The following is a 22,465-nucleotide window of genomic DNA, read 5'->3' as shown; positions in this document are numbered from 1 at the left end:
TTGGAAACAGGACACTAGCCCCAGAACCCCGGCAGCGCCGGCTCGAGACGACCGCCGAGCCGCACCGGGGCGACGCGCTGCGCGAGGCCCGTGGCATTGTCGGTCTCCACGGCGACGCCGCTCAGCGTCGCCTCGCCGTTCGCCGGCTCGAAGCGCGAGGTCGGAATGCCGGTGAGAAAGCGCTGCAGCGGCTCCTCCTTCTGCATGCCGATGACGGAATCATAATCGCCGGTCATGCCGGCGTCGGTCATATAGGCGGTGCCGCCGGGGAGAATGCGGTGATCGCCGGTCGGCACATGGGTGTGGGTGCCGACGACAAGGCTGGCGCGCCCATCGCAGAAATGGCCAGCGGCCTGCTTCTCGCTGGAGGCCTCGGCGTGGAAATCGACCACCACGGCATCCGCCATCTCGCCAAGCGGGCAGGCCTCGAGTTCGCGGTCGATGGCGGCGAAAGGATCGTTGAGGGGCTCCATGAAAACGCGGCCCATGGCGTTGATGACGAGAACCCGCGCGCCGCCGCGGGTCTCCACGAGGGCCGCACCGCGGCCCGGTGTGCTGCGCGGGAAATTCAGCGGCCGGACAAGGCGCGGCGCCCGCTCGATGAAGACCAGCGCCTCTTTCTGATTCCAGGCGTGATTGCCGAGCGTCACCGCATCGACGCCGGCATCGATGAAGTCGTTGTAGATCGCCTCGGTGATGCCGAAACCGCCGGCGGCATTTTCGCCGTTGAGGACGACAAGGTCGAGACTCCAGTCGCGGATCAGCCCCGGGAGACGTTCGGTGACTGCGGTGCGTCCAGCCTTGCCGACCACGTCACCGATAAAGAGAATCCGCAACTTGTGTGCTCCTGGTTTCGATCAATTCACGTTCGGTCGCAATATAGTCGAGCGACGCATCGTGCGGCAATGCAGGAACCCGGCCGATTTCCTGGACCGCGGCGGCGATGCCGATAGTGATCGGCCTCAGCCCCTGCGTGTGCAGGCCCGCGAGCGTGCGATCGTAATATCCGGCGCCGTAGCCGATCCGGTGGCCGCCGCGATCGAACGCGGCGAGCGGAAGGAGGATGATCTGAGGCACGAGGAGAGGCGCATCGGCGGCGGGCTCGGCGATCCCGAACCGGCCGAGGAAGCTCGGCGCTCCCACCGACCAGGCGCGAAAGACAAGCGATGCGTCGGACGCAACAACCGCGGGCAAGGCGAGGCACGCGCCGCGCGCGGCCAGCAGCTGCATGAGCGGCGCCGGATCGATTTCGCTGCGGATCGCGGCGTAGCCGGCGACGATCGTTCCGACGTCGAGCGCAACGGGCAGGCCGCGCGCAGCGATCGCCTGCGCCGCAGCCGCGCGCTCGGCCGCACTCAGGCTGTCACGACGCGCCAGCGCGACCTTGCGGAGAAATGACTTGGCGTCGGCAACGGTCATCGGGGAAGCTTATCGCATACAGGGGAGAAACATCGAGGCCCGGGCGCCTGGAGACGCAAGGCGCGCTGGCCGATCACGCCGCAGGGGACAAGGCGCCATCAGGGCGTCGGAGACGAGACCTGCGAGACGAGACTTAGAAGCCGAGACTTGGGAGACGAGACTTGGGAGACGAGACTTGGGAGACGAGACTTGGGAGACGAGACTTGGGAGACGAGACTTGGGAGACGAGACTTGGGAGACGAGACTTGGGAGTGAAGTCTTGGGAGCGACGAACAAGCCGTCAGAAAGAAGTGCGAAGCCGCGGTAACCGTTGAAGCGCTCGATCCCGGAGTTCCCTACGAAAGTAGGTGGGCGCCATATGACCGGGCCCACGGGCCCGGCCAGGGACAGCTCCCTGAAGGATCGATAAGGCCCCGGGGATATATGGCTCCTGACGAGAGACGCAGCTTCGCCTTGTCAATGTAGCGACGAACCGACCGTCTTGCCAGCCCGCCCGAACGATGAAATCGCCCCGCCCATGGCATGACCGCATCATCGCCGACAGGCCAGACCGAAACTGGCCACGCGCCCCTTGCCTTACCGTGCTGCAAACGAGCAACGTGCGCCTCGCGCCAGACGTCACCGATGATGCTCCACTCACGACATCAACCCATGGCACATCAGCCCATGGCGATGCCGTTGCCGACCGTGCGATTGAGTGTCTGGGTCATTTTCTCGAGGCGCTCGGCCGCCGAATTGAGTGCCGCCGAGATCGCCGACTGCGTTGCCTTGACGCGTTCGGCCGCAGCATAGCGCGCGTCCTGAAGCGCGGTGAGTTGCTCTTCAAGCCGCACGATTCGCTGATTGGCGTCGAGCAGCTCATCGGCGATCATCAGCGCTGACATCACGGTCAGGCGGGCGTCGCCGATCTCGCCGAACTTGCCGCGCAGCGCGGTGATCCGGCTTTCCAGGCTCTCGGCGAGCTGCAGCAGCTGCCGCTCCTGCCCCTCTTCGCAGGCCATACGGTATTGACGGCCATTGATGGTGACATTGACATGGCTCATGTCGCCTCTCCGCTGTCGAGCACGGCGCGAATGGTTTCGATCGCACCGTCGAGCCGCTGCGACACCTCACGATTGATCCGCTCGAGTTCGCGGGCCCGCACCAGAGCGCCGTCGAGTTCGTTGGCAAGCCGCGAGCGGTCGGTCCCGAGCGCGTGGATGCGCGATGCGAGCTCGTCCTCGTCGCGATCGGCGTCACGCCTGCGCTCCACCGCCGCGTCCAACGCGTCGAGGGCCGCGGCGAGACGACGCGTCGCCGCCTCGACTTCACTTGGCGCGCCATGCACCGGCTCGCCGGCCATCACACCGAGAGAGGAGCGTTCGATCATCAAAGGCCTTTGCGCTCACCTTCCACAGCTTCGAACCATAGCCCCGAGGGCGCGCCGAACAGGCGCTGTTCCATTCAAAAGATCCACCTCGGCAACGATTTAGCGACCGAAACTTACAAACTGCGGCAACGGAGCGCAATGTCGCGCAGCGACTATGCACCGTTAAGGCGGCCGCCGGAACACGGCGAAAGAGTTCACTCCTGGACAAGCGGCTCCCGCCGACAGGTCGTAGGAGGAAAGGCCCGACTCGGCTTGGACTTGGGGAATGCAGATGCTATTCCCCGCCTCTGCGCACCCCCTCATCCGGCAGCCGCGGCCCGCGGCCTTGCGCGCCATTTCAGACAGGCTGGTAGACCATGACTGCACGCGTCGATCACTCCCAGATGGCCAATGCGATCCGCGCGCTGGCCATGGATGCGGTTGAAAAGGCCAAGAGCGGCCATCCCGGCCTCCCGATGGGCGCCGCCGATATTGCCACCGTGCTGTTCAGCCGCTTCCTGAAATTCGACGCCGCCGATCCGCGCTGGCCGGACCGTGACCGCTTCATCCTCTCCGCCGGCCACGGTTCGATGCTGCTCTACGCGCTGCTATATCTTACCGGCAACCCGTCGATGACCCTCAACCAGATCAAGAACTTCCGCCAACTCGATTCGCTGACCCCCGGCCATCCGGAGAATTTCATGACCCCGGGGGTCGAGACCACCACCGGTCCGCTCGGTCAGGGGGTTGCCTGCTCCGTGGGTTTCGCGCTTGCCGAGCGGCTGCTCGCCGCGCAATTCGGCTCGGATCTCGTCGATCACTACACCTACGTGCTGTGCTCGGATGGCGACCTGATGGAGGGCATCAGCCACGAGGCCATCGCCTTGGCTGGCCACCTCAAACTATCGCGCCTGATCTTCCTGTATGACGACAACGGCATTTCCATCGACGGCCCGCTGTCGCTGTCGGACAGCGTCGACCAGGTGGCGCGCTTCAAGGCTCACGGCTGGAACGCCGTGCAGATCGACGGCCATGATCAGGAGGCTATTGCCGCCGCCATCACTGCAGCGCAGACGTCCGATCGCCCGTCGCTGATCGCCTGCAAGACCGTTATCGGCTACGGCGCGCCGAAAAAGGCCGGCACTTCCAAGGCCCATGGCGAACCCCTCGGCGCCGAGGAACTCGCCGGCGCCAAGGCCGCGCTGGGCTGGAGCGGCGGTCCCTTCGAGGTGCCGGATGAAGTGCTGGCCGCCTGGCGGGCCTGCGGCACGCGCGGCGACGTTGAGCGCGCGGCCTGGCAAAAGCGGCTTGCTGCAGTGCCGAACGAAATCCGCGCCGAGTTCCAGCGCCGCGTGATCGATCGCAAGCGGCCGGCCAATCTCGATACCGTCGTGGCGAAACTCAAGGACAAGCTCGCGACCGATGCCCCGACCGTGGCCACCCGCAAGGCCAGCGAAATGGCCCTGGAAATCCTGGTGAAGGAGGTGCCGGAGCTGCTTCTTGGATCCGCCGACCTGACGCCCTCGAATAACACCCGCACCAAGGATCTCAAGGAGATTGCCCCGGGCGATTTCGAGGGCCGCTACATCCACTACGGCATCCGCGAGCTCGGCATGGCAGCCGCCATGAACGGCCTGTCCGGCCATGGCGGCTTCGTACCGGCCGGCGGCACCTTCCTCTGCTTCTCGGATTATGCCCGGCCGGCGATGCGTGTGGCGGCCCTGTCCCGCACCGCCGCGATCTACGTGATGACCCACGATTCGATCGGCCTCGGCGAGGACGGCCCCACCCACCAGCCGGTGGAACACATCGCATCGCTGCGGGCGATGCCGAATATGCGGGTGTTCCGCCCCGCCGACGCGGTCGAAACGCTTGAATGCTGGCAACTGGCGCTAGAGCGGACCGCGGGTCCGACGGTACTGGCGCTGTCGCGCCAGAACCTGCCGCCGCTGCGCACCACCGGCGGCGACGCCAATCTCTGCACCGCGGGCGGCTATGAGCTGGTCCCGGCGGAGGGCGAGGCCCAGGTGTCCTTGTTCGCCACCGGTTCTGAGGTGTCGCTGGCCGTGGAGGCCCGCAAGCTTCTCGCTGCCCGCGGCATCCGCGCCCGCGTCGTCTCGGTGCCGAGCCTCGAGGCCCTGCTCGAGGCCAAGGCGGCCGACCGCGCCGCCGTGATCGGCACGGCACCGGTCAAGGTAGCGATCGAAGCCGGCGTGCGGTTCGGCTGGGATGCCGTGATCGGCCCGGACGGAATCTTCATCGGCATGCATTCGTTCGGCGCCAGCGCCCCGGCCAAGGACCTCTATCGCCACTTCGGCATTACGGCTGAAGCGGCGGCGGAGGCCGCCGCGGCGCGACTGGCCGGCCGCAAATGAGCAGGGTTCCGACCGGTGCCGGGCGCTCGGTAACCGTTTCGGGCGCCACCTTGCTGCCCAAGCGCTCATGCACGTTGCAACCACGCCACATTCAAGGCAAAACGCAGCCCACAGTGTCAGCATTCCAACCGCGAGGAGATCAGTGAATGGCAGTCCGCGTCGCGATCAACGGGTTTGGCCGCATCGGCCGCAACGTCCTGCGCGCCATCTTCGAGGCCAAGCGCACCGATATCGAAGTCGTTGCCATCAATGATCTCGGGCCGGTGGAAACCAATGCCCATCTGCTGCGCTACGATTCCGTCCACGGCCGCTTCCCGGGCGAAGTGACGGTGGAGGGCGACTCGCTCGATCTCGGCACCGGCAAGATCAAGGTCACCGCGGTGAAGGATCCTTCGACCTTGCCGTGGAAGGATCTCGGGGTCGACATCGCGCTGGAATGCACCGGCATCTTCACGGCCAAGGAGAAGGCCTCGGCCCATCTCACCGCGGGCGCCAAACGCGTGCTGGTCTCCGCCCCGGCCGACGGCGCGGACGCCACCATCGTCTACGGCGTCAATCACCAGACCCTCAAGCGCGACCATCTCGTCGTGTCGAACGGTTCCTGCACCACCAATTGTCTTGCCCCGGTGGTCAAGGTGCTCAACGACACCATCGGCATCGAGACCGGCTTCATGACCACGGTGCACGCCTATACCGGCGACCAGCCGACCCTCGACACCCTGCACAAGGACCTCTACCGCGGCCGCGCCGCAGCGATGTCGATGATCCCGACCTCGACCGGCGCCGCCAAGGCCATCGGTCTCGTGCTGCCGGAACTGAACGGCAAGCTCGACGGAGTCTCCATCCGCGTGCCGGTTCCGAACGTCTCGGTGATCGATCTCAAGATCGTCGCCAAGAGGAGCACCACCAAGGACGAGGTCAACGAGGCCGTCAAACGCGCTGCCGCCCAGGAGCTCAAGGGTATCCTTGGATTCACCAGCGCGCCCAACGTCTCCATCGACTTCAACCACGACGCCCACTCATCGACCTTCGCTCTTGACCAGACCAAGGTCCAGAACGGCACTTTGGTGCGGGTGATGTCCTGGTACGACAACGAATGGGGCTTCTCGAACCGCATGGCCGACACCGCGGTTGCGATCGGCAAGCTGATCTGATCACCTCAAGGTGCCGAACCGCCCGGTCCGGCACCTTTTTGATGCAGTTCTTGATACCGTCGATGCCCCTCCGGCCCGGCCTCGCCTCGCAGGACGGCCGCCGGTCAGGGGCCTGACCAGCACCGCGGTTCCCGAACGTCGTGACAGCTGCGACGTACGGAACTTCGGAAGAGCCTTCGGCCTGCTCCGGCCCGGCGCCTCGCCGTGGCCTCACGACAACAATCCGGGTTGCGCCATGACCAAGACATTCAAGACCCTCGACGACGTCAACGTTGCCGGCAAACGCGTGCTGCTGCGCGTCGACCTCAACGTCCCGATGGACAACGGCAAGGTCACCGACGTGACGCGGCTCGAGCGCGTCGCGCCGACCATCAACGAGATCGCCGATAAGGGTGGCCGCGCGATCCTGCTGGCCCATTTCGGCCGGCCCAAGGGTCGCGACACCAAGAATTCGCTCAAGCCCATCGTGGAGGTTCTCGCCTCCGTGCTCAAGCGCAAGGTCGGTTTCGCTGAAGACTGCATCGGCGAGGCGGCGGAGCGGGCCGTCGCCGCAATGAAGGACGGTGACGTCCTGTGCCTGGAGAACACCCGTTTCCACGCCGGCGAGGAGTCCAATGATCCGGCCTTCGTCGACGCGCTGGCGAAGCTCGGCGACATCTGGGTCAACGACGCCTTTTCCGCCGCGCACCGCGCCCATGCGTCCACCGAGGGCCTCGGCCACAAGCTGCCAGCCTATGCCGGCCGCACCATGCAGGCCGAACTCGAGGCTCTGTCGAAGGCCCTGGAGCGCCCCGCCCGGCCGGTGATCGCCATCGTCGGCGGCGCCAAGGTCTCCACCAAGCTCGAACTCCTGGAAAATCTGGTCACCAGGGTCGATGCCCTGGTGATCGGCGGCGGCATGGCCAATACCTTCCTGCACGCCGAAGGCGTGAACATCGGCAAATCGCTGGCCGAGAAGGAGATGGCGCCGACCGCGCAGCGCATTGTCGCCAAGGCCGAAGCGTCCAACTGTGCCATCATCCTGCCGGTCGACGCGGTCGTCGCCTATCACTTCCAGGCCAATGCGCCGTCGCAGGCCTATGGCCTCGACGCCATCCCTGAAGATGGCATGATCCTCGACATCGGCCCGCGTTCCATCGATCGCGTCAACGCCGCCATCGAAGACGCCGCCACGCTGGTGTGGAATGGGCCGCTCGGCGCCTTCGAGCTGGCGCCCTTCGACGCCGGCACCGTTGCCGCCGCCAAGCATGCTGCGGCGCGCACCAAGGCGAAGAAGCTGGTGTCGGTGGCCGGCGGCGGCGACACCGTTGCCGCGCTGAACCAGGCCGGCGTCGCCGATGCGTTCACCTACGTGTCCACCGCCGGCGGCGCCTTCCTCGAATGGATGGAAGGCAAGCCGCTGCCCGGAGTGGACGTGCTGAAGAAATCCTAAAGACCGGCGTCGACGCCTCGCCATGCTCGAGAACACGTTGCTCACGAACAAGGCGTTCACGGACAAAGTGACGCGCCGCTTTGTGAAGGCCGCGCCGGCGTTGTAAAATCAGCTCGATCCGGCCGGGCCGCCCCGGAATCACCGAAATCTCGCTTCAGATCGCATCGTTTAGTCAGGAGACCCCGATGAACCTCGCAGACCTCAACAAGGTGGCCCTCGCCATGGTGGCACCGGGCAAGGGCATTCTTGCCGCTGACGAATCCTCGGGCACCATCAAGAAGCGCTTCGACGTCATCGGCGTCGAATCCACCGAGGACAGTCGGCGCGACTATCGCGAACTGCTGTTCCGCTCGAAAGAGGCGATGACCCAATTCATTTCCGGCGTCATCCTCTATGATGAGACCATCTGGCAGAAGGCCAAGGACGGCACGCCGCTCGTCAAGCTGATCGAGCAGGCCGGATCGATCCCCGGCATCAAGGTCGACGAAGGCACCCAGGCGCTGCCCGGCTGCCCGGGCGAAACGATCACGGTCGGCCTCGACCGCCTCGCCGAGCGCCTGAAAAAATACTACGAGCAGGGCGCCCGCTTCGCCAAATGGCGTGCAGTGATCGATATCGGCCAAGGCATTCCGAGCTACACTGCGGTCATGACCAACGCCCACGCGCTGGCGCGTTACGCCGCTCTGTGCCAGGCGGCGCAGATCGTGCCGATCGTGGAGCCTGAGGTCCTGATGGACGGCGACCATGACATCGACCGCTGCTACGAGGTCACCGAATTCGTCCTCAAAGAGGTGTTCCAGCAACTCTACTACCAGCGCGTCGCGCTGGAAGGCATGATCCTCAAGCCGAACATGGCGATCGCCGGCAAGAAGAGCGCAAAGAAGGCCTCGGTCAACGAAGTCGCCAGCAAGACCGTGAAGCTGCTCAAGGCCTGCGTGCCGAGCGCGGTACCGGGCATCGCCTTCCTGTCGGGCGGCCAGTCGGACGAGGAAGCGACCGCGCATCTCGACGGCATGAGCCGCATCGGCGGCCTGCCCTGGGGCCTGACCTTCTCCTACGGTCGCGCACTTCAGGCGGCGCCGCAGAAGACCTGGTCGGGCAAGACCGACAATGTCGCTGCCGCGCAGCAGGCCTTCACCCACCGGGCCCGCATGAACAGCCTCGCCTCCAAGGGCGAGTGGAAGGCCGACCTGGAAAAGAAGCAGGCGGCGTGAGCGGCAAGTCGAAACCGGCTTCATCCCGACCGGCGCCGCGACTCTATCTCGCGACGCCGGTCATGGACGACCCTGCCTCTCTGGCGGCTCGCCTGCCCGACCTGCTTGCCGGCTTGGACATTGCCGCGGTTCTGGTGCGGCTCGCGCCGAGCGATCCCCGCAGCTTGATCGAACGCGCCAAATTGCTGGCGAAGCCGATCCAGGCGGCGGGTGCGGCCTGCCTGCTGGACAATCTGCCCGATCTCGTCGCCCGCGCCGGTGCCGACGGCGCGCATCTGCGTGGCATTGAGGCGCTCAAGGAGGCGCTGCCGAGCCTCAAGCCCGACCGCATCGCCGGCTGCGGCCATCTTGCGATGCGACACGAAGCCATGACCGCCGGCGAAATCGGCGCCGATTATGTCCTGTTCGGCGAACCCGACGACAAGGGCCATCGCCCGGCACCGGACGCCATCGCCGAAAGGCTGGGATGGTGGGCCGAGTTGTTTGAGCCGCCCTGCGTCGGCTATGCGGCGAACCTTACGGAAGCGGCCGGCTTCGCTGCCGCTGGAGCCGACTTCATCCTTGCCGACGACCTCGTCTGGTCCGATGATCGCGGCGCCCGTGCCGCGCTCGAAGGTCTGCAGGCGGCGATCGGCCCCAACGCGGACGGCGGCTTCGGCACAGCGCTCGCGGAAGGCGCGGGAATCACGGCATGACACTGCGCCATGAGCGGCGCCTAACGACATATTCGGCGCTGTCGGCTTCGCGGTTTACGTCGTTGTTCGCCCTAGCACTCGCTGGCGCACTGCTCGGCGTCTTGCCTGCATCGGCCCAGATCTCGCTGACGCCACCCGGCGTGCAGCAGCCGACTGCAGCGGAAAAAAAGCCGCCGACCAAGCCGGCATCGAAGAAGCCCGCCGAAGCCAAACCCACAGAGTCGAAGCCCGGGGCGCCAAAACCCACGACCAGGCCAACCGAGACCAAGCCGGCAAAATCGCCCCCTTCGGCCAGCAGCACCGCCCCCGCCGCATCCCCGCCAGACGACCCCAGGGTCGACCTCGCCTTTGGCGCGTATCAGCGCGGCCAGTACAGCCAGGCCCTCAAGATCGCGACCCAGCGCGCCAACGAGAAGGGCGATATCCACGCCATGACCTTGCTGGGCGAGCTTTATGCCAACGGTTTCGGCACCAATCGCGACGATGCCAAGGCCGCGCTGTGGTACAAGGCGGCCGCCGATCGCGGCGACCGCGAGGCGATGTTCGCGCTGGCCATGTTTCGCATCGCCGGCCGTGGCGGCGCCGCAGACCGCAGCGAAGGCGCCAAACTGCTCGCTTCGGCGGCCAAGCTCGGCAAGGCGGCGGCCGCCTACAATCTCGGCCTGCTCTATCTCGAAGGCCAGACCTTTCCCCAGGACGTCAAGCGTGCCGCCGAGCTGTTCCGGCAGGCCGCCGACGTCGGCAGTCCGGAGGCACAATATGCGCTCGCGACCTTCTACAAGGAGGGGCGGGGCGTCGAGAAGAACCTAACCGAGGCGGCGCGCCTGCTGCAGCAGGCGACGCTCGCCAACAATCTCGACGCCGAAGTCGAATATGCCATCGCGCTGTTCAACGGCGCCGGCATTCCCAAGGACGAGGACGCGGCGATCAAGTTGTTGTGGCGGGCCGCGCGCCAGGGCAGCCCGATCGCCCAGAACCGCCTCGCCCGCGTCCTGGTCACCGGCATCGGCGCGCCCCAGGACAAGGTCGAGGGACTGAAATGGCACCTGATCGCCAAGGCAGGGGGCGACGGCGACCTGACGCTGGATACCGAATTGGGGAAGCTGTCAGCGGAAGACCGCGCCAAGGCCGAAGCCGGCGCACGCCGCTGGTTTGGCGGCAAATGACCCTGGTGCGGCGGACCGGACGCTCATATCAGCATTGGGAGTGGGTTCTCTGTACGCGCGCTAGAACCAAAACCGCACTAGAATCATCATGATGCTAGTGTCCTGTCTCCGAATTACCGCTTCATTTGCCTCACCCTCGCACGGTAATTCGGAGACATCAGGACACTAGCAAAATCAAAAAGCTAGTGCGGCTTATGTCTCGCAATTGCCTACAGGGGCTTGCCGCGAAGGGCATAGGCAATTGCGAGACGCCACACTAGTGTCCCTTTGGTTCTAACGTTCGTAGAAGTGCTCGCTGCAAGGGAATACGAACGTTAGAACTGGGACACTCGCCACTTAGGCGATCCGCCACGCTCACGTTCGGCTCTTGACGCGCCGCCCGCCGCAGGGCACCCAACCTTCTCCAACCGTTCACGCCACCAGAACGCCCCCAACCAGCGCTACCGCGAAAGCCTGCCATGATCCATTCCGCCCTCATGAACGTCATGGTGAAAGCCGCGCGCCGCGCCGGCCGCAGCCTCAAACGCGACCTCGGCGAGATCGAGAATCTGCAGGTCTCGATGAAGGGCCCGGCCAACTTCGTCAGCGCAGCGGACAAGCGCGCCGAGGAGATGCTGTACGCCGATCTATCCAAGGCGCGGCCGGGCTACGGCTTTGTCGGCGAGGAAGGCGGGGTGCGCGAGGGCACCGACAAAACCCATACCTGGATCGTCGATCCGCTCGACGGCACCACCAATTTCCTCCACGGCATCCCACAATTCGCGATCTCCATCGGCCTGAAGCGCGACGATGCCGTGATCGCCGGCGTGATCTACAATCCCGCCAATGACGAGCTCTATATCGCCGAGCGCGGCAAGGGCGCCTTCCTCAATGACCACCGGTTGCGCGTCGCCGGTCGCAAGCAGCTCAACGAAAGCGTGATCGCCTGCGGCCTGCCCCATCTCGGTCGCGGCGACCTCGTCCTTGCCCACAAGGAGCTGGGAACGGTGATGCCGCGCGTGGCCGGCCTGCGTCGCTTCGGCTCCGCGGCGCTCGATCTCGCCGCCGTCGCTGCCGGTCGCTTCGACGGCTATTGGGAGCGTGATTTGCAGCCCTGGGACATCGCGGCTGGCATCCTGATGGTCCGGGAAGCAGGCGGCACCGTCTCGGGCATGCTCGGCAACGACGATCCGCTCGCCACCGGTGACGTCATCTGTGGCAACGAGATGATCCACCGCGAACTGGTGAAGCTGCTCAAGATCGTCAACTGAAGCGGCGGCACTTCGTGGAGTCTAACATTGGCAGCCACGTAGCCCAAAATGGGATGCGAATGTCGGAATCGGACCACTCGTGCGCGCGAAGAAAACGCGTCAAAACAAAAATCTAGAGCCTCCGCTCCGATTCCATCGGAACGGAGGCTCTAGTGTCCTGTCTCCGAATTACCGCTCCATTTGCCTCACGCTCGCACGGTAATTCGGAGACATAAGGACACTAGAAAAATCAAAGCGCTAGTGTGGCTTATGTCTCGCAATTGCCTACGAGAGACTGGCCGCAAAGGCGGTAGGCAATTGCGAGACGCCACACTAGGGCGCAAACCCTGCGAAGCTGCCGGTATAGGCTTTTGTCAGCGGCATCGCGTATCCGCCGAGCTTGGACGTTCTTGCTCCGACACGCGCCAGGGCCTCCACCAATGCGGTGGCGCTGGCGACGCCATCGATGACCGGCAGGCCATGCTCTTTAGACAATTCGGCGGCGAGATCGGCCATCCCGGCACAGCCGAGCACGATCGCCTCGGCACGATCCTCGGCGACAGCCGCCGCGATCTCAGCAGAAACCCGCGCCGCCGCAGCTAAGCCCGCGTTTTCCAGCGCCAGCACCTCGACCTCAGCAGCGCGGACGCGCGCGCAACGGGCGGCCAGCCCATAGCGATGAAGGTTGTGCTCAAGCGCGGGAATTGATCGCGACAGCGTCGTCACGACCGAGAACCGTCCCGCCACGAGGCTGGCGACGTGATAGGCGGCCTCGCCGATGCCGATCACCGGCGTCGTGCAGACCGAGCGGGCGGCATCGAGTCCGGTGTCGTCGAAGCATGCGATCACATGGCCGGCGACACCCTGGGATTCGGCGGCACGAATGCACGCCAGCATGCCGGGAATGGCGAAGGCCTCGTCATAATAGCCCTCGATCGAGGCCGGCCCCATGGCCGGCTGATCAGCCAGGATTTCGACCCCGGGGCCGGCGACCGCCCGGGCGGCAGCCGCGACCTTGTCGGTCATCGACCGCGTCGTGTTCGGGTTGACGATATGGATTCTCATGGCTCCCCCTGACGGGAACGTCGCCGCTGCAGGAAGACAATCACGAACAGCGCGAGCCCGATCGCGACCAGCGAGACCCCGGTGGTCGCCGTTCCCAACGCGTAGATGTCGGGATTTGTCACCGTGGTGGTCAGCCCCTGCAGATCGAGCGGCAGCGTGTTCACCGGACCGATGGCCTGGCTGGAGCGGGCGATCTCGTCCCATGACAGCGTGAAGCCGAACAGGCCGATGCCGACGACCGAGGGCAGGATGATCGGCAGCACCACATGCCGGAACGTCTGCCAGGGCGTCGCGCCGAGATCGCGCGCCGCTTCCTCGTAGCGCCGATCGAAGCGATTGAAGACGGCGAACATGATCAGGAGCCCGAATGGCAGGGTCCAGGTCAGATGCGCCGCAAGCCCGGAGGTCAGCAGTCCCATGGACGTCGAGAAATCCTGCCCGACGAATGCCGGCAGCGCCGCGGCGTGGGCCTTGATCCAGTCGTCGAACAGCCGGAACTCGAGCGCGATGCCGAGCGAGGTGATGATCGAGGGCACGATCAAAGACGCAATCGCAAGGTAGAACACCAGCGCCTGGCCGCGAAAGCCCTTGCGAAAAGCCATGCCCGCCGCGACCGAAATCACCATCGTCAGCAGCGCGACCACGAGACCTAGTTTGGCCGAACGCACGAACGAGGCGCCGATGTCGACGATGCCGGTGCCGGCGAAGAACAGATGCTCGAACCAGTGCAGCGAGATTCCGTTCATCGGAAAGGTCAGCCCGCCGTCCGGTCCCTGGAAGGAGAGCGTGAAAATTGCGATCATCGGTCCGTAGAGAAACAGCACATAAGCGGCGAAAAATGCCGCCAAGACGTAGAACGCGCGCGAGCGCCCTTCCCTCATGTGTCTCAGAGCTCCTTGCGGATGTCGACCAGCCGGGTCATGGCGGCAATGATCATCATGGTGGCGGCGAGCAGGATCACCGCGTTGGCGGCGGCCGCCGGAAACTGAATGGCGTCCAATCGCGTCTGGATGATCTTGCCGGCCGACGCGATCTGCTGGCCGCCCATCACCCCGATGGTGATGAAGTCGCCCATGACGATCGTGATGACAAAGATCGAGCCGATGACGATGCCGGGCTTCGACAACGGGATGACGACGTTGACGAGTGTCTGGAAGCCGCTGGCGCCTGAGTCATAGGCCGCCTCGATCAACGCCTTGTCGATGCGGATCATGGAATTGAAGATCGGCACCACCATGAAGAACGTGAACAGGTGGACGAAGGCGAGAACGACCGAGAACTCCGAGAACAGAAGCCACTCAAGCGGTCGATCGACGATCTTCAGACCCACCAGCGCGTTGTTGACAAGGCCGTTGCGTCCCAGGAGCGGAATCCAGGCGATCATGCGGATCACGTTCGAGGTCCAGAACGGAATGGTGCACAGAAGCGACAAACCGATCTGCCAGGTCCTGGACCGCACGTGGAAGGCAAGAAAATAGGCGACGGTGAACCCGATCACCAGCGTGAGCGACCAGACGATGAGACAGAACTTCAGGGTCGAACCATAGGTTCTCAAGATAGTGCAGAACTGCGGCAATTGATCGAGGCAGCTCTCGAACGTGTCGGTATAGCCGCGCCCGGAGAAGACCGGGAGCATCTCGTAGTCATTGTAATCCCAGAAACTGACGACGATGACGAACAGGAGCGGGATCAGGAAGAATCCAACGAAGATGATCACCATCGGCCCGGCCTGCAGCCAGCCGATGGCCCTCTGACGAAACGAAGTCTCTAACATTCCCGACTCAGTCGAACGGAGGAGGCGAACGGGCGGCAAGACCGCCCGCGATCAGGTGCGCGGGCGGGACTGCTCGCACTATGCCGCGATGAATTCATTCCACTTGCGGACCATGTAGTCGTTTTCGTCCATCACCGCGTTCCAGCAGGCGACGTTGCCCATCCGCTCGTCGTAGGATCCGCCGTCCCGTACCGTGCCGGCCTTTTCCAGCAGCGAGCCATCGGGCGCCTTGATATCCCTTTCGGCGGGTTTGCCCTCCATCCAGTAAGCCCATTCGTAGGGCTCCATGTTCTTCTGCGCGGTGGAGAGCACCGCCGAATAGTAACCCTGGCGATTGAGATAGGCGCCCGGCCAGCCGGAGAGGAACCAATTGACAAATTCATAGGCCCATTCGAGCTTGGCGCCGCTGACGCCTTTTGACACGCAGAAGCCGGATGCCCAGCTGCGATAGCCCTCCTTGAGCGGCTGGAAGACGCAGGGCACGCCCTTCTTGCGGACCGCGGTCACGGCCGGCGACCACATCGACTGGATCACCGTCTCGCCCGATGCCATCAGATTGACCGACTGGTTGAAGTCGGTCCAGAAGGCGCGGAACTGGCCGGCTTTCTTCGCTTCGGTCAGGATCTTCATGGTGAGATCGATCTCGGCCCGGGTCATGTTGCCCTTGTCGGCATATTTGTACTGGCCGGTGGCCTCCACCACCATTGCTGCGTCCATGATGCCGATCGAAGGGATGTTGAGGATCGACGCCCTGCCCTTGAATTCAGGGTTCAGCAGCTCGGCCCAGGAATTGATCGGACGCTTGATCAGGTCGGGGCGGATACCCAGCGTGTCGGCATTGTAGACCGTCGGAATCAAGGTCACGTATTCCGTCGGCGTCTTGGAGAAGACCTTCGAATCCTTGCCCTCGAGATAGAGCACCTTCCACGGCGCCGTGCCCTGGCCGCCGATCTTCTTGCCATTCGGCAGCTGGCCCTTGGTGAAGACCGGGGTGATATTGTCGAATTCCTTGATCTTCCTGGCGTCGAGCGCGAGGATATTGCCCGACGGCACCAGCTTCTTCAGAGAGAAGTATTCAGTGTCCAGGACGTCGAAGGAATTCGGCTGGGTGATGACGCGCTTGGTGACGTCATCGGTCGTTGCGGTGACGTACTCGAGCTTGATGCCGGTGTCCTTCAGGCATTGCGTACCGATCAGATCGCCTTCGTTGACCGCCGTGCCAAGATACCGCAGCACTTTCGGTTCGGCGGCCCTGACATAGGGGAAGCCGGTGATCGCACCGGATCCGGCGGCGATCCCGGCAATTCCAGCGGCTCCCTTCAGAACATTGCGCCGACTGATGCCCGCCTTGATATCGGACCTCTTGCTCATCTTGCCTGTCTCCTTGTTGTATTCTTGAGCTGGATATTCTCGAACTGCGGGGCGGAAGCGGAACGGGATCACGATAGCAGCTACCGCTGTCTTCAGACGTCATGGCGGACGATGCTTCCGCTTCGGCGCCATTTGCTTCGAACCGGCCTCGATCGCTTCATCCGAGAACATGCACCGCGCCCGGCTCCCAGTCGGCCAGCACACGCGTCCCGATCTCGACCGGGCTCCTGTCGAAATCCTCTTCGCTCAGTTGCACCGTCAGGTCGGCGCCGTCGCCGGCCTTCAACATGACGAGCACGGAGGTGCCCTGATATTCGATCTCGGCGACCGAGGCGACGACCGACAGACCCTCGCGTGCGCTCCCGGCATGGTTGAGGCGCACCTGATCAGCGCGCACCGCGATCTTGCCTGATGCCGTGGCGATCACATTGTGGCTGCCGATGAAACGCGCCACGAATTCGGTGCGTGGTCGATTGAACACCTCGCGCGGCGTGCCCATCTGCTCGATCTTGCCGCCCTTCATCAGCACGACCAGATCCGCCAGCGCCATGGCCTCGTCCTGGCCATGGGTGACGTGGATGAAGCTGATTCCGAGCTCACGCTGCAGGCGCTTGAGTTCGCTGCGCATCCTGACCCGCAAGAAGGGATCGAGCGCCGACAGCGGCTCGTCCAGGAGCAGGATCTGCGGCTCGGTGATCAGTGCGCGAGCGAGCGCGACACGCTGTTGCTGCCCACCTGACAGTTGCGCCGGCAGGCGCCCCGCATAACCATCCATGGCGACCAGACGCAGAAGCTCCATGGCCTTGGCGTGGCGCGTGCGCCGATCGACGCCGCGCATCTTCAGGGCGAAGGCAACGTTGTCGAGAACCGAGAGATGCGGGAACAGCGCGTAGGACTGAAACATCATCGCCGTGCCGCGGCGGGCCGGAGTCAGATCGGTGACGTTCGCCGGTCCCAGCAAGATGTCACCTTCGGACACCGCCTCGTGACCGGCAATCATCCGCAGCGTTGAGGTCTTGCCACACCCTGACGGACCGAGCAGGCAACAATAGGTCCCGGCAGGAATCTTGAGATCAATCCGATCCACCGCAATCGTTTCACCGTAGCGCTTCGTGACGCATACGAGCTCCAGTGCTGCCGGCCGCGCCATCTTCTCTCCCCAAGTCAAGTTCGCTCCCGATTGGCTTCGTGCGACGTCCGGCCGGCCTCCCGGCGGTCGCGCGTCCCCTGGGGCAATCCAAATTCCATGCCATTGGTTGGAACCGGCCAGTTCCTCGCCGGGTCCGGGATTTGACGACTTTCAATGGAAACAGGGCGTACCGACGCCGCAGATTCGGGCAAGCCGAGCAGAATGTAGGCAGCGGAGAAGCGGGCTTGGCCGCAAATCCTGCAGCCAGCAGTCCGTCGACAGAGAACCGCTCGCAAGTAGCAACGCAAACACGTTCGCCTCGATCGGGTCAGCACATTTGCTGCACTGCGCAAGCGCCTTGTTGTGACGACGCCGGAACCACGATGGCGCAGCGGCGAACCGGCATCACACGGCCGATATATCCGCCCGTTACCAAATCACGAAGCGCCGGATCGGCCTTCCGATTCGCGCGCTTTCGAGGCAAGGCTTTCGACCTTTCCTCCCGCCGCCGCTATGCCATATTGGGAGCCCACAGCCCTCTCGCGCAAGGAACTCAAGACCCCGCCATGGCGTCTCCCTCCCCGGCCCGCATCGCGGACGACATCGCCCCGACAAAACTGTCAGCGCCGCGGATCTTTGTGGTCCGCATGCTGGTCTTCCTGATTCTCTGCGCCCTCGTGGTGGTCGTTCTCTACAAGCAGATCTGGACCGCATTCCTCGCCAATCCCGGCCTCAATGCCCTGATCGGTGCGGTGCTGCTGATCGGCACCATCCTCGCCTTCCGCCAGGTGATCCGGCTGTTCCCCGAAGTGCGGTGGGTCAATAGTTTCCGCATCGCCGATCCCGGCCTTGCCATCGACCGCCGGCCGACGCTGCTCGCCCCGATGGCCGCCATCCTCGGCGACCGGATTGGCCGCATGAGCATCACCCAGCAGACCATGCGGCACCTGCTCGATTCGATCGCCACGCGCCTCGACGAGGCCCGCGACATCTCGCGTTATATGACGGGACTGCTGGTGTTTCTCGGCCTGCTCGGCACCTTCTGGGGGCTGATCGAAACGGTCGGGTCGGTCGGGCGCGTGATCGACGGACTCAAGGTTGGCGGCGAAGCCGGCGCCATGTTCGATACGCTGAAGGAGGGTCTTGCCGCCCCGCTCGGCGGCATGGGCATCTCATTCTCGTCGTCGCTGTTCGGCCTCGCCGGCTCGCTGATCCTCGGCTTCCTCGACCTGCAATCGAGCCAGGCCCAGAACCGGTTCTATACCGAGCTCGAAGACTGGCTCGCCGGCACCGTGCGGGAATACTCCGATCAGGGCTCCCCGCCTGCGGTCGCAACGCGCCAGGGTCTTGAGATGCGCGATGCCATCGAACGATTGCGCGGCACCGTCGAGGAGATGGGCTCGAACCGCGCCTCCACCAGCGCCATGGCCAATCTCGCCGACGCGATCCAGGGCCTGGTGCAGCACATGCGCACCGAACAGCAGATGATTCGTGAATGGGCCGACGGCCAGGGCGAGCAGAACCGCGAGATCAAAAAGCTGCTCGAGCGGCTCGCGCGCCAGCCCGAGCAGAACTAAAGGAACCGCTATGGCGCTGGCTCGCCGCCGGTCGGAGACCGGCTTCAATTACTGGCCCGGTTTCGTCGATGCGCTGTCGACACTGGTGCTGGCCATCGTCTTCCTGCTCTCTGTCTTCCTTGTGGTGCAGTTCTATTTGTCCCAGGAAGTCAGCGGCAAGGATAAGGCACTGGAGAAGCTCAACGCCCAGATCGCCCAGCTCAACGAACTGTTGTCGCTGGAGAAGACCGGCAAATCCAATCTGGAAGACGCGCTCAGCCAGATGCGCGCCAGCCTCGCCGCGGCCGAAACCGAGCGCGACCGGGTGAAGGGCCTTTATGAGGGGCTCGCCAGCGCCGGCAACGACGCAGCCGGCCGCACCGCCGAACTCGGCAAGGCGCTCGATTCCGAGAAGCAGGTTTCGGCCCGCGCGCTGGCCCAGATCGAAGTGCTGAACCAGCAGATCAGTGCATTGCGCCGCCAGCTCGCGGCGCTGGAACAGGCGCTCGATGCGTCCGAACGCAAGGACAAGGAATCCCAGACCCGCATCGCCGATCTTGGCCAGCGGCTCAATGTCGCCCTGGCACAACGGGTCCAGGAATTGTCGCGCTACCGTTCCGAATTCTTCGGCCGGCTGCGCGCCATCCTGGGCAACCGGCCAGACATCCGCGTCGTCGGCGACCGCTTCGTGTTCCAGTCGGAAGTTTTCTTCGACTCTGGCCAGGCGCAGCTGCTGCCTGAAGGCCGCGCCGAACTCGATCAACTCGCCGGCGCGCTCACCGATCTGGAGGCGAAGATCCCGTCCGAGATTGCCTGGGTGCTGCGGGTCGACGGCCATACCGACGTGCGGCCGATCGCCAGTTCGCAATTCAAGTCGAACTGGGAGCTGTCGTCGGCCCGCGCCATTTCGGTGGTGCAGTATCTGATCTCCAAGGGCGTGTCGCCGCAACGTCTCGTCGCCGCCGGCTTTGCTGAATTCCAGCCGCTCGATACCGGCACGACGGAAGACGCCTACCGCCGCAACCGCCGCATCGAACTCAAGCTGACCGAACGTTGATGACCTCCTCCCTCGGCGCGGTCACGCTGCGCCCCTATCAGGCCGCCGACGAAGAGGCCGCCATCACCCTGTGGCGCCACACCTGGCAGGTCGCCTATCCCGCCATCGACTTCGCCGCCCGCGAGGCCTGGTGGCGCGCCCGCTGGGCGACCGAACTGGTGCCGCGCGCCCGCATCGTCGTGGCGGAACGCGGCACCGCGATGCTGGGGTTCGTCACCATCGATGGTTCCGGCTATCTCGACCAACTCGTGGTCGGGCCCGAAGCCTGGGGCACCGAGGTCGCGGCGAACCTGATGGACGAGGCCAAGCGTCTGTCACCGGCCGGGATCACGCTGCTGGTGAATGCCGACAATGGCCGCGCCATCGGCTTCTACCGCAAGCACGGCTTTGCCGACGACGGCGCCGACGTCAATCCGACCTCCGGGCGGCCGGTGAAACGGATGCGCTGGACGCTGTAACCTCCGACGCCGCTCGTTCAGACGCCCTCGAACTGCAGCCGCGCCAGCTTGGCATAGAGGCCGCCGGCGGCAACCAGGGAGGCGTGGGTGCCTTCCTCGACGATGCGGCCCTGGTCCATCACCAGGATGCGGTCGCAGGACAGCACCGTGGCCAGACGATGCGCGATCACCAGCGTGGTACGCTGGCGCATCAGGTCTTCCAGCGCGGTTTGCACCAGCGTCTCGCTTTCGGCGTCGAGGGCCGAGGTTGCCTCGTCCAACAGCAGCAATGGGGCGTCGCGCAGGATGGCGCGGGCAATGGCGATACGCTGGCGCTGGCCGCCGGACAATGTCACGCCGCGCTCGCCGAGTTCGGTGTCGAAGCCCTTGGGCAGGCGGCGGATGAACTCGGTGGCGTGGGCCTGCTCGGCGGCGCGCTCGACCTCGGCGTCGCTGGCATCGGGGCGGCCGAAACGGATGTTCTCGCGGGCACTGCCGGTGAAGACCACCGCATCCTGCGCCACCAGGGCGATGCGCGCCCGCAAATCCTGGGGCGTCACCTCGCGCACCGGCACCCCGTCGAAGCCGATGCTACCGGAGTTCGGATCGTAAAAGCGCAGCAGGAGGTGAAACAGCGTGCTCTTGCCGGCGCCCGATGGGCCGACCACCGCGATGCGCTCGCCGGCGCGTACCGATAACGACACATTATCGACCGCCACGTGGTCGGGCCGCGTCGGATAGGCGAAGCGGACGTGATCGAAGGCGATGTCGCCGCGGGCAGGCACCGGTAACTGGCGCGGCGCGGCCGGCGCGGCGACCGCCGGCTTCACGCCCAGCAGTTCGAACAACCGCTCCGAAGCGCCGGAGGCGGCCGAAATTTCGCCCCAGACCTGACTGAGTTCGCCGAGACCGCCGGCGGCAAAGGCGGCGTAAAGCACGAACTGGCTGAGCCGGCCGGCGGTGATGTGACCACTCAGCACATCGTGGGATCCGACCCAGAGGATCGCCACCACGCTGGAGAAGATCAGGAAGATGACGATCGCGGTGAGCACCGCCCGCGCCAAGGTGGATTGGCGGGCCGCATCATAGGCGCGACTGACTTCGGCGCCGAACCGGGTCTTGGCGAGGCCCTCGTTGGTGAATGCCTGCAGGGTACGGATGCCGCCGATCAGCTCTGACGCATAGGACGATGCATCGGCCAGCGTGTCCTGGGCGCCGCGCGACAGCTTGCGCACCCGACGGCCGAAGGCGACCAGCGGCAGAACGATCAGCGGGATCACCGCCAGCACGAAGCCCGACAGTCGCGGGCTCGTCACCACCATCATGGTGGAAGCGCCGATGAACAGCACCATGTTGCGCAACGCGATCGACACCGAGGCGCCGACGGCGGATTTGATCTGGGTGGTGTCGGCGGTCAGGCGGGACACCAGCTCGCCGGAATGGCTGACGTCGAAAAAAGCCGGCGACAGCGAGGTGAGGTGACTGAAGACGTCGCGGCGCAGGTCGGCGACGATCCGCTCACCGAGGGTGATCACGAGGTAGTAGCGGGAGGCACTGGCCAGAGCCAGAACCGCGACCACGACAATCATCAGGCCAAAATAGCTATTGATCAGGGCGACGCCCGACGGGCTGAAGCCGAGATCGATCATCCGCCGGACCGCGATCGGCACGGCGAGGGTCGCCAGCGAAGCGATGATCAGGGCGATCAGGGCGGCAACGGCCTGGCCGCGATAACGCGCCACGTAGGGTGCCAGGGCCAGCAACGGCCGCAACCGCAAGCCCCGGCGTCGCCGGGTTTCAGTCTCGACTTCGGTTGTCCCGACGGCAGCGGGGGCCGCCTCATGTTCAAGCGCACTCATATCTGTTCGACCGCCGTCCTGATGGCCCACGCGCCGCCTCAGATAAGCGGGGCCGGTCGTGGAAGCAAACGGAATGCCATGCCTCGCCGTTACCGGCCGCCCCCGGTCGGCCCCCAGCTTGTCTCCGCAGCCATCCTGCGATATAGAGCGGCCCAAATTCGTCCCCGACAAACCGAAAAACGACT

Annotated in this window: 20 protein-coding genes and 1 other RNA gene; 10 read left to right on the top strand and 11 right to left on the bottom strand. The window is 64.9% G+C overall.

What is annotated here, in order from left to right; genetic code table 11:
• Positions 1-14 precede the first annotated feature (14 nt).
• From DB459_RS10315 to DB459_RS10295, 5 genes are all read right to left on the bottom strand, one after another.
• Positions 15-836: a TIGR00282 family metallophosphoesterase gene (locus DB459_RS10315; protein ID WP_253712756.1), complete on the bottom strand. Its 822-nt coding sequence runs from the start codon at positions 834-836 to the stop codon at positions 15-17.
• On the bottom strand, positions 814-1,419 hold the full coding sequence (locus DB459_RS10310; RefSeq protein WP_253712755.1) for a 5-formyltetrahydrofolate cyclo-ligase: 606 nt from the start codon (positions 1,417-1,419) through the stop codon (positions 814-816). The genes DB459_RS10315 and DB459_RS10310 overlap by 23 nt, the downstream gene beginning before the upstream one ends.
• Positions 1,420-1,710: 291 nt before the next feature.
• Positions 1,711-1,871, bottom strand: a non-coding RNA gene (gene ssrS, locus DB459_RS10305) — 6S RNA.
• A gap of 207 nt (positions 1,872-2,078) precedes the next feature.
• Entirely contained in the window at positions 2,079-2,462 is a 384-nt protein-coding gene (locus DB459_RS10300) for a cell division protein ZapA (protein ID WP_253712754.1), read from the bottom strand.
• The gene (locus DB459_RS10295; protein WP_253712753.1) at positions 2,459-2,788 is read right to left on the bottom strand and encodes a DUF4164 domain-containing protein; all 330 of its coding nucleotides are present in this window, start codon (positions 2,786-2,788) and stop codon (positions 2,459-2,461) included. Before DB459_RS10295 ends, DB459_RS10300 begins: the two co-directional genes overlap by 4 nt.
• A 356-nt stretch (positions 2,789-3,144) precedes the next feature.
• Between DB459_RS10295 and tkt the strand changes: the two genes are divergently transcribed.
• The 7 genes from tkt (at position 3,145) to DB459_RS10260 (ending at position 12,053) form a co-directional block, all read left to right on the top strand.
• Positions 3,145-5,142 carry a transketolase gene (gene tkt / locus DB459_RS10290; RefSeq protein WP_253712752.1) on the top strand — a complete coding sequence of 666 codons (1,998 nt, stop codon included), beginning with the start codon at positions 3,145-3,147 and terminating at the stop codon, positions 5,140-5,142.
• A gap of 146 nt (positions 5,143-5,288) precedes the next feature.
• Positions 5,289-6,296 carry a type I glyceraldehyde-3-phosphate dehydrogenase gene (gene gap / locus DB459_RS10285; protein WP_253712751.1) on the top strand — a complete coding sequence of 336 codons (1,008 nt, stop codon included), beginning with the start codon at positions 5,289-5,291 and terminating at the stop codon, positions 6,294-6,296.
• Between the two features lie 235 nt (positions 6,297-6,531).
• Complete coding sequence (gene pgk, locus DB459_RS10280; RefSeq protein WP_253712750.1) at positions 6,532-7,728, top strand: phosphoglycerate kinase; 1,197 nt, start codon at positions 6,532-6,534, stop codon at positions 7,726-7,728.
• 185 nt (positions 7,729-7,913) lie between these two features.
• Positions 7,914-8,942: a class I fructose-bisphosphate aldolase gene (locus DB459_RS10275; RefSeq protein WP_253712749.1), complete on the top strand. Its 1,029-nt coding sequence runs from the start codon at positions 7,914-7,916 to the stop codon at positions 8,940-8,942.
• Positions 8,939-9,637 (top strand): thiamine phosphate synthase, encoded by a 699-nt coding sequence (locus DB459_RS10270; RefSeq protein ID WP_253712748.1) that lies wholly within the window; start codon positions 8,939-8,941, stop codon positions 9,635-9,637. Before DB459_RS10275 ends, DB459_RS10270 begins: the two co-directional genes overlap by 4 nt.
• Complete coding sequence (locus DB459_RS10265; protein WP_253712747.1) at positions 9,634-10,803, top strand: tetratricopeptide repeat protein; 1,170 nt, start codon at positions 9,634-9,636, stop codon at positions 10,801-10,803. Before DB459_RS10270 ends, DB459_RS10265 begins: the two co-directional genes overlap by 4 nt.
• A gap of 458 nt (positions 10,804-11,261) precedes the next feature.
• Positions 11,262-12,053 (top strand): inositol monophosphatase family protein, encoded by a 792-nt coding sequence (locus tag DB459_RS10260; protein ID WP_253712746.1) that lies wholly within the window; start codon positions 11,262-11,264, stop codon positions 12,051-12,053.
• A 312-nt stretch (positions 12,054-12,365) separates the two neighbouring features.
• Here the strand turns inward: DB459_RS10260 and DB459_RS10255 are convergent, their stop codons facing one another.
• The 5 genes from DB459_RS10255 to DB459_RS10235 all read right to left on the bottom strand — a co-directional run bounded on the left by DB459_RS10255 (position 12,366) and on the right by DB459_RS10235 (position 17,392).
• Entirely contained in the window at positions 12,366-13,097 is a 732-nt protein-coding gene (locus DB459_RS10255) for an aspartate/glutamate racemase family protein (protein ID WP_253712745.1), read from the bottom strand.
• Positions 13,094-13,978 carry an ABC transporter permease gene (locus DB459_RS10250; protein ID WP_253712744.1) on the bottom strand — a complete coding sequence of 295 codons (885 nt, stop codon included), beginning with the start codon at positions 13,976-13,978 and terminating at the stop codon, positions 13,094-13,096. Before DB459_RS10250 ends, DB459_RS10255 begins: the two co-directional genes overlap by 4 nt.
• A 5-nt stretch (positions 13,979-13,983) precedes the next feature.
• Complete coding sequence (locus DB459_RS10245; RefSeq protein WP_253712743.1) at positions 13,984-14,871, bottom strand: ABC transporter permease; 888 nt, start codon at positions 14,869-14,871, stop codon at positions 13,984-13,986.
• Between the two features lie 78 nt (positions 14,872-14,949).
• Positions 14,950-16,242 (bottom strand): PotD/PotF family extracellular solute-binding protein, encoded by a 1,293-nt coding sequence (locus tag DB459_RS10240; protein ID WP_253712742.1) that lies wholly within the window; start codon positions 16,240-16,242, stop codon positions 14,950-14,952.
• Between the two features lie 157 nt (positions 16,243-16,399).
• Complete coding sequence (locus tag DB459_RS10235; RefSeq protein ID WP_253712741.1) at positions 16,400-17,392, bottom strand: ABC transporter ATP-binding protein; 993 nt, start codon at positions 17,390-17,392, stop codon at positions 16,400-16,402.
• 545 nt (positions 17,393-17,937) lie between these two features.
• Between DB459_RS10235 and DB459_RS10230 the strand changes: the two genes are divergently transcribed.
• From DB459_RS10230 to DB459_RS10220, 3 genes are read left to right on the top strand one after another with little or no spacing between them, the layout of a single operon-like run.
• On the top strand, positions 17,938-18,948 hold the full coding sequence (locus tag DB459_RS10230; protein WP_253712740.1) for a flagellar motor protein MotA: 1,011 nt from the start codon (positions 17,938-17,940) through the stop codon (positions 18,946-18,948).
• 10 nt (positions 18,949-18,958) lie between these two features.
• Positions 18,959-19,984 (top strand): peptidoglycan -binding protein, encoded by a 1,026-nt coding sequence (locus tag DB459_RS10225; protein ID WP_253712739.1) that lies wholly within the window; start codon positions 18,959-18,961, stop codon positions 19,982-19,984.
• Positions 19,984-20,442, top strand: coding sequence for a GNAT family N-acetyltransferase (locus tag DB459_RS10220; protein WP_253712738.1), 459 nt, complete (start codon positions 19,984-19,986; stop codon positions 20,440-20,442). Before DB459_RS10225 ends, DB459_RS10220 begins: the two co-directional genes overlap by 1 nt.
• Before the next feature lie 17 nt (positions 20,443-20,459).
• Here DB459_RS10220 and DB459_RS10215 read toward each other — a convergent pair whose 3' ends face one another.
• Positions 20,460-22,280 (bottom strand): ABC transporter transmembrane domain-containing protein, encoded by a 1,821-nt coding sequence (locus DB459_RS10215; RefSeq protein ID WP_253712737.1) that lies wholly within the window; start codon positions 22,278-22,280, stop codon positions 20,460-20,462.
• Positions 22,281-22,465 lie beyond the last annotated feature (185 nt).

The organism is Bradyrhizobium sp. WD16, assembly GCF_024181725.1.
Lineage (GTDB): Bacteria > Pseudomonadota > Alphaproteobacteria > Rhizobiales > Xanthobacteraceae > Bradyrhizobium_A.
The sequence above is the reverse complement of the archived record's forward strand: the minus strand, read 5'-3'. Positions and strand labels throughout refer to the sequence as shown.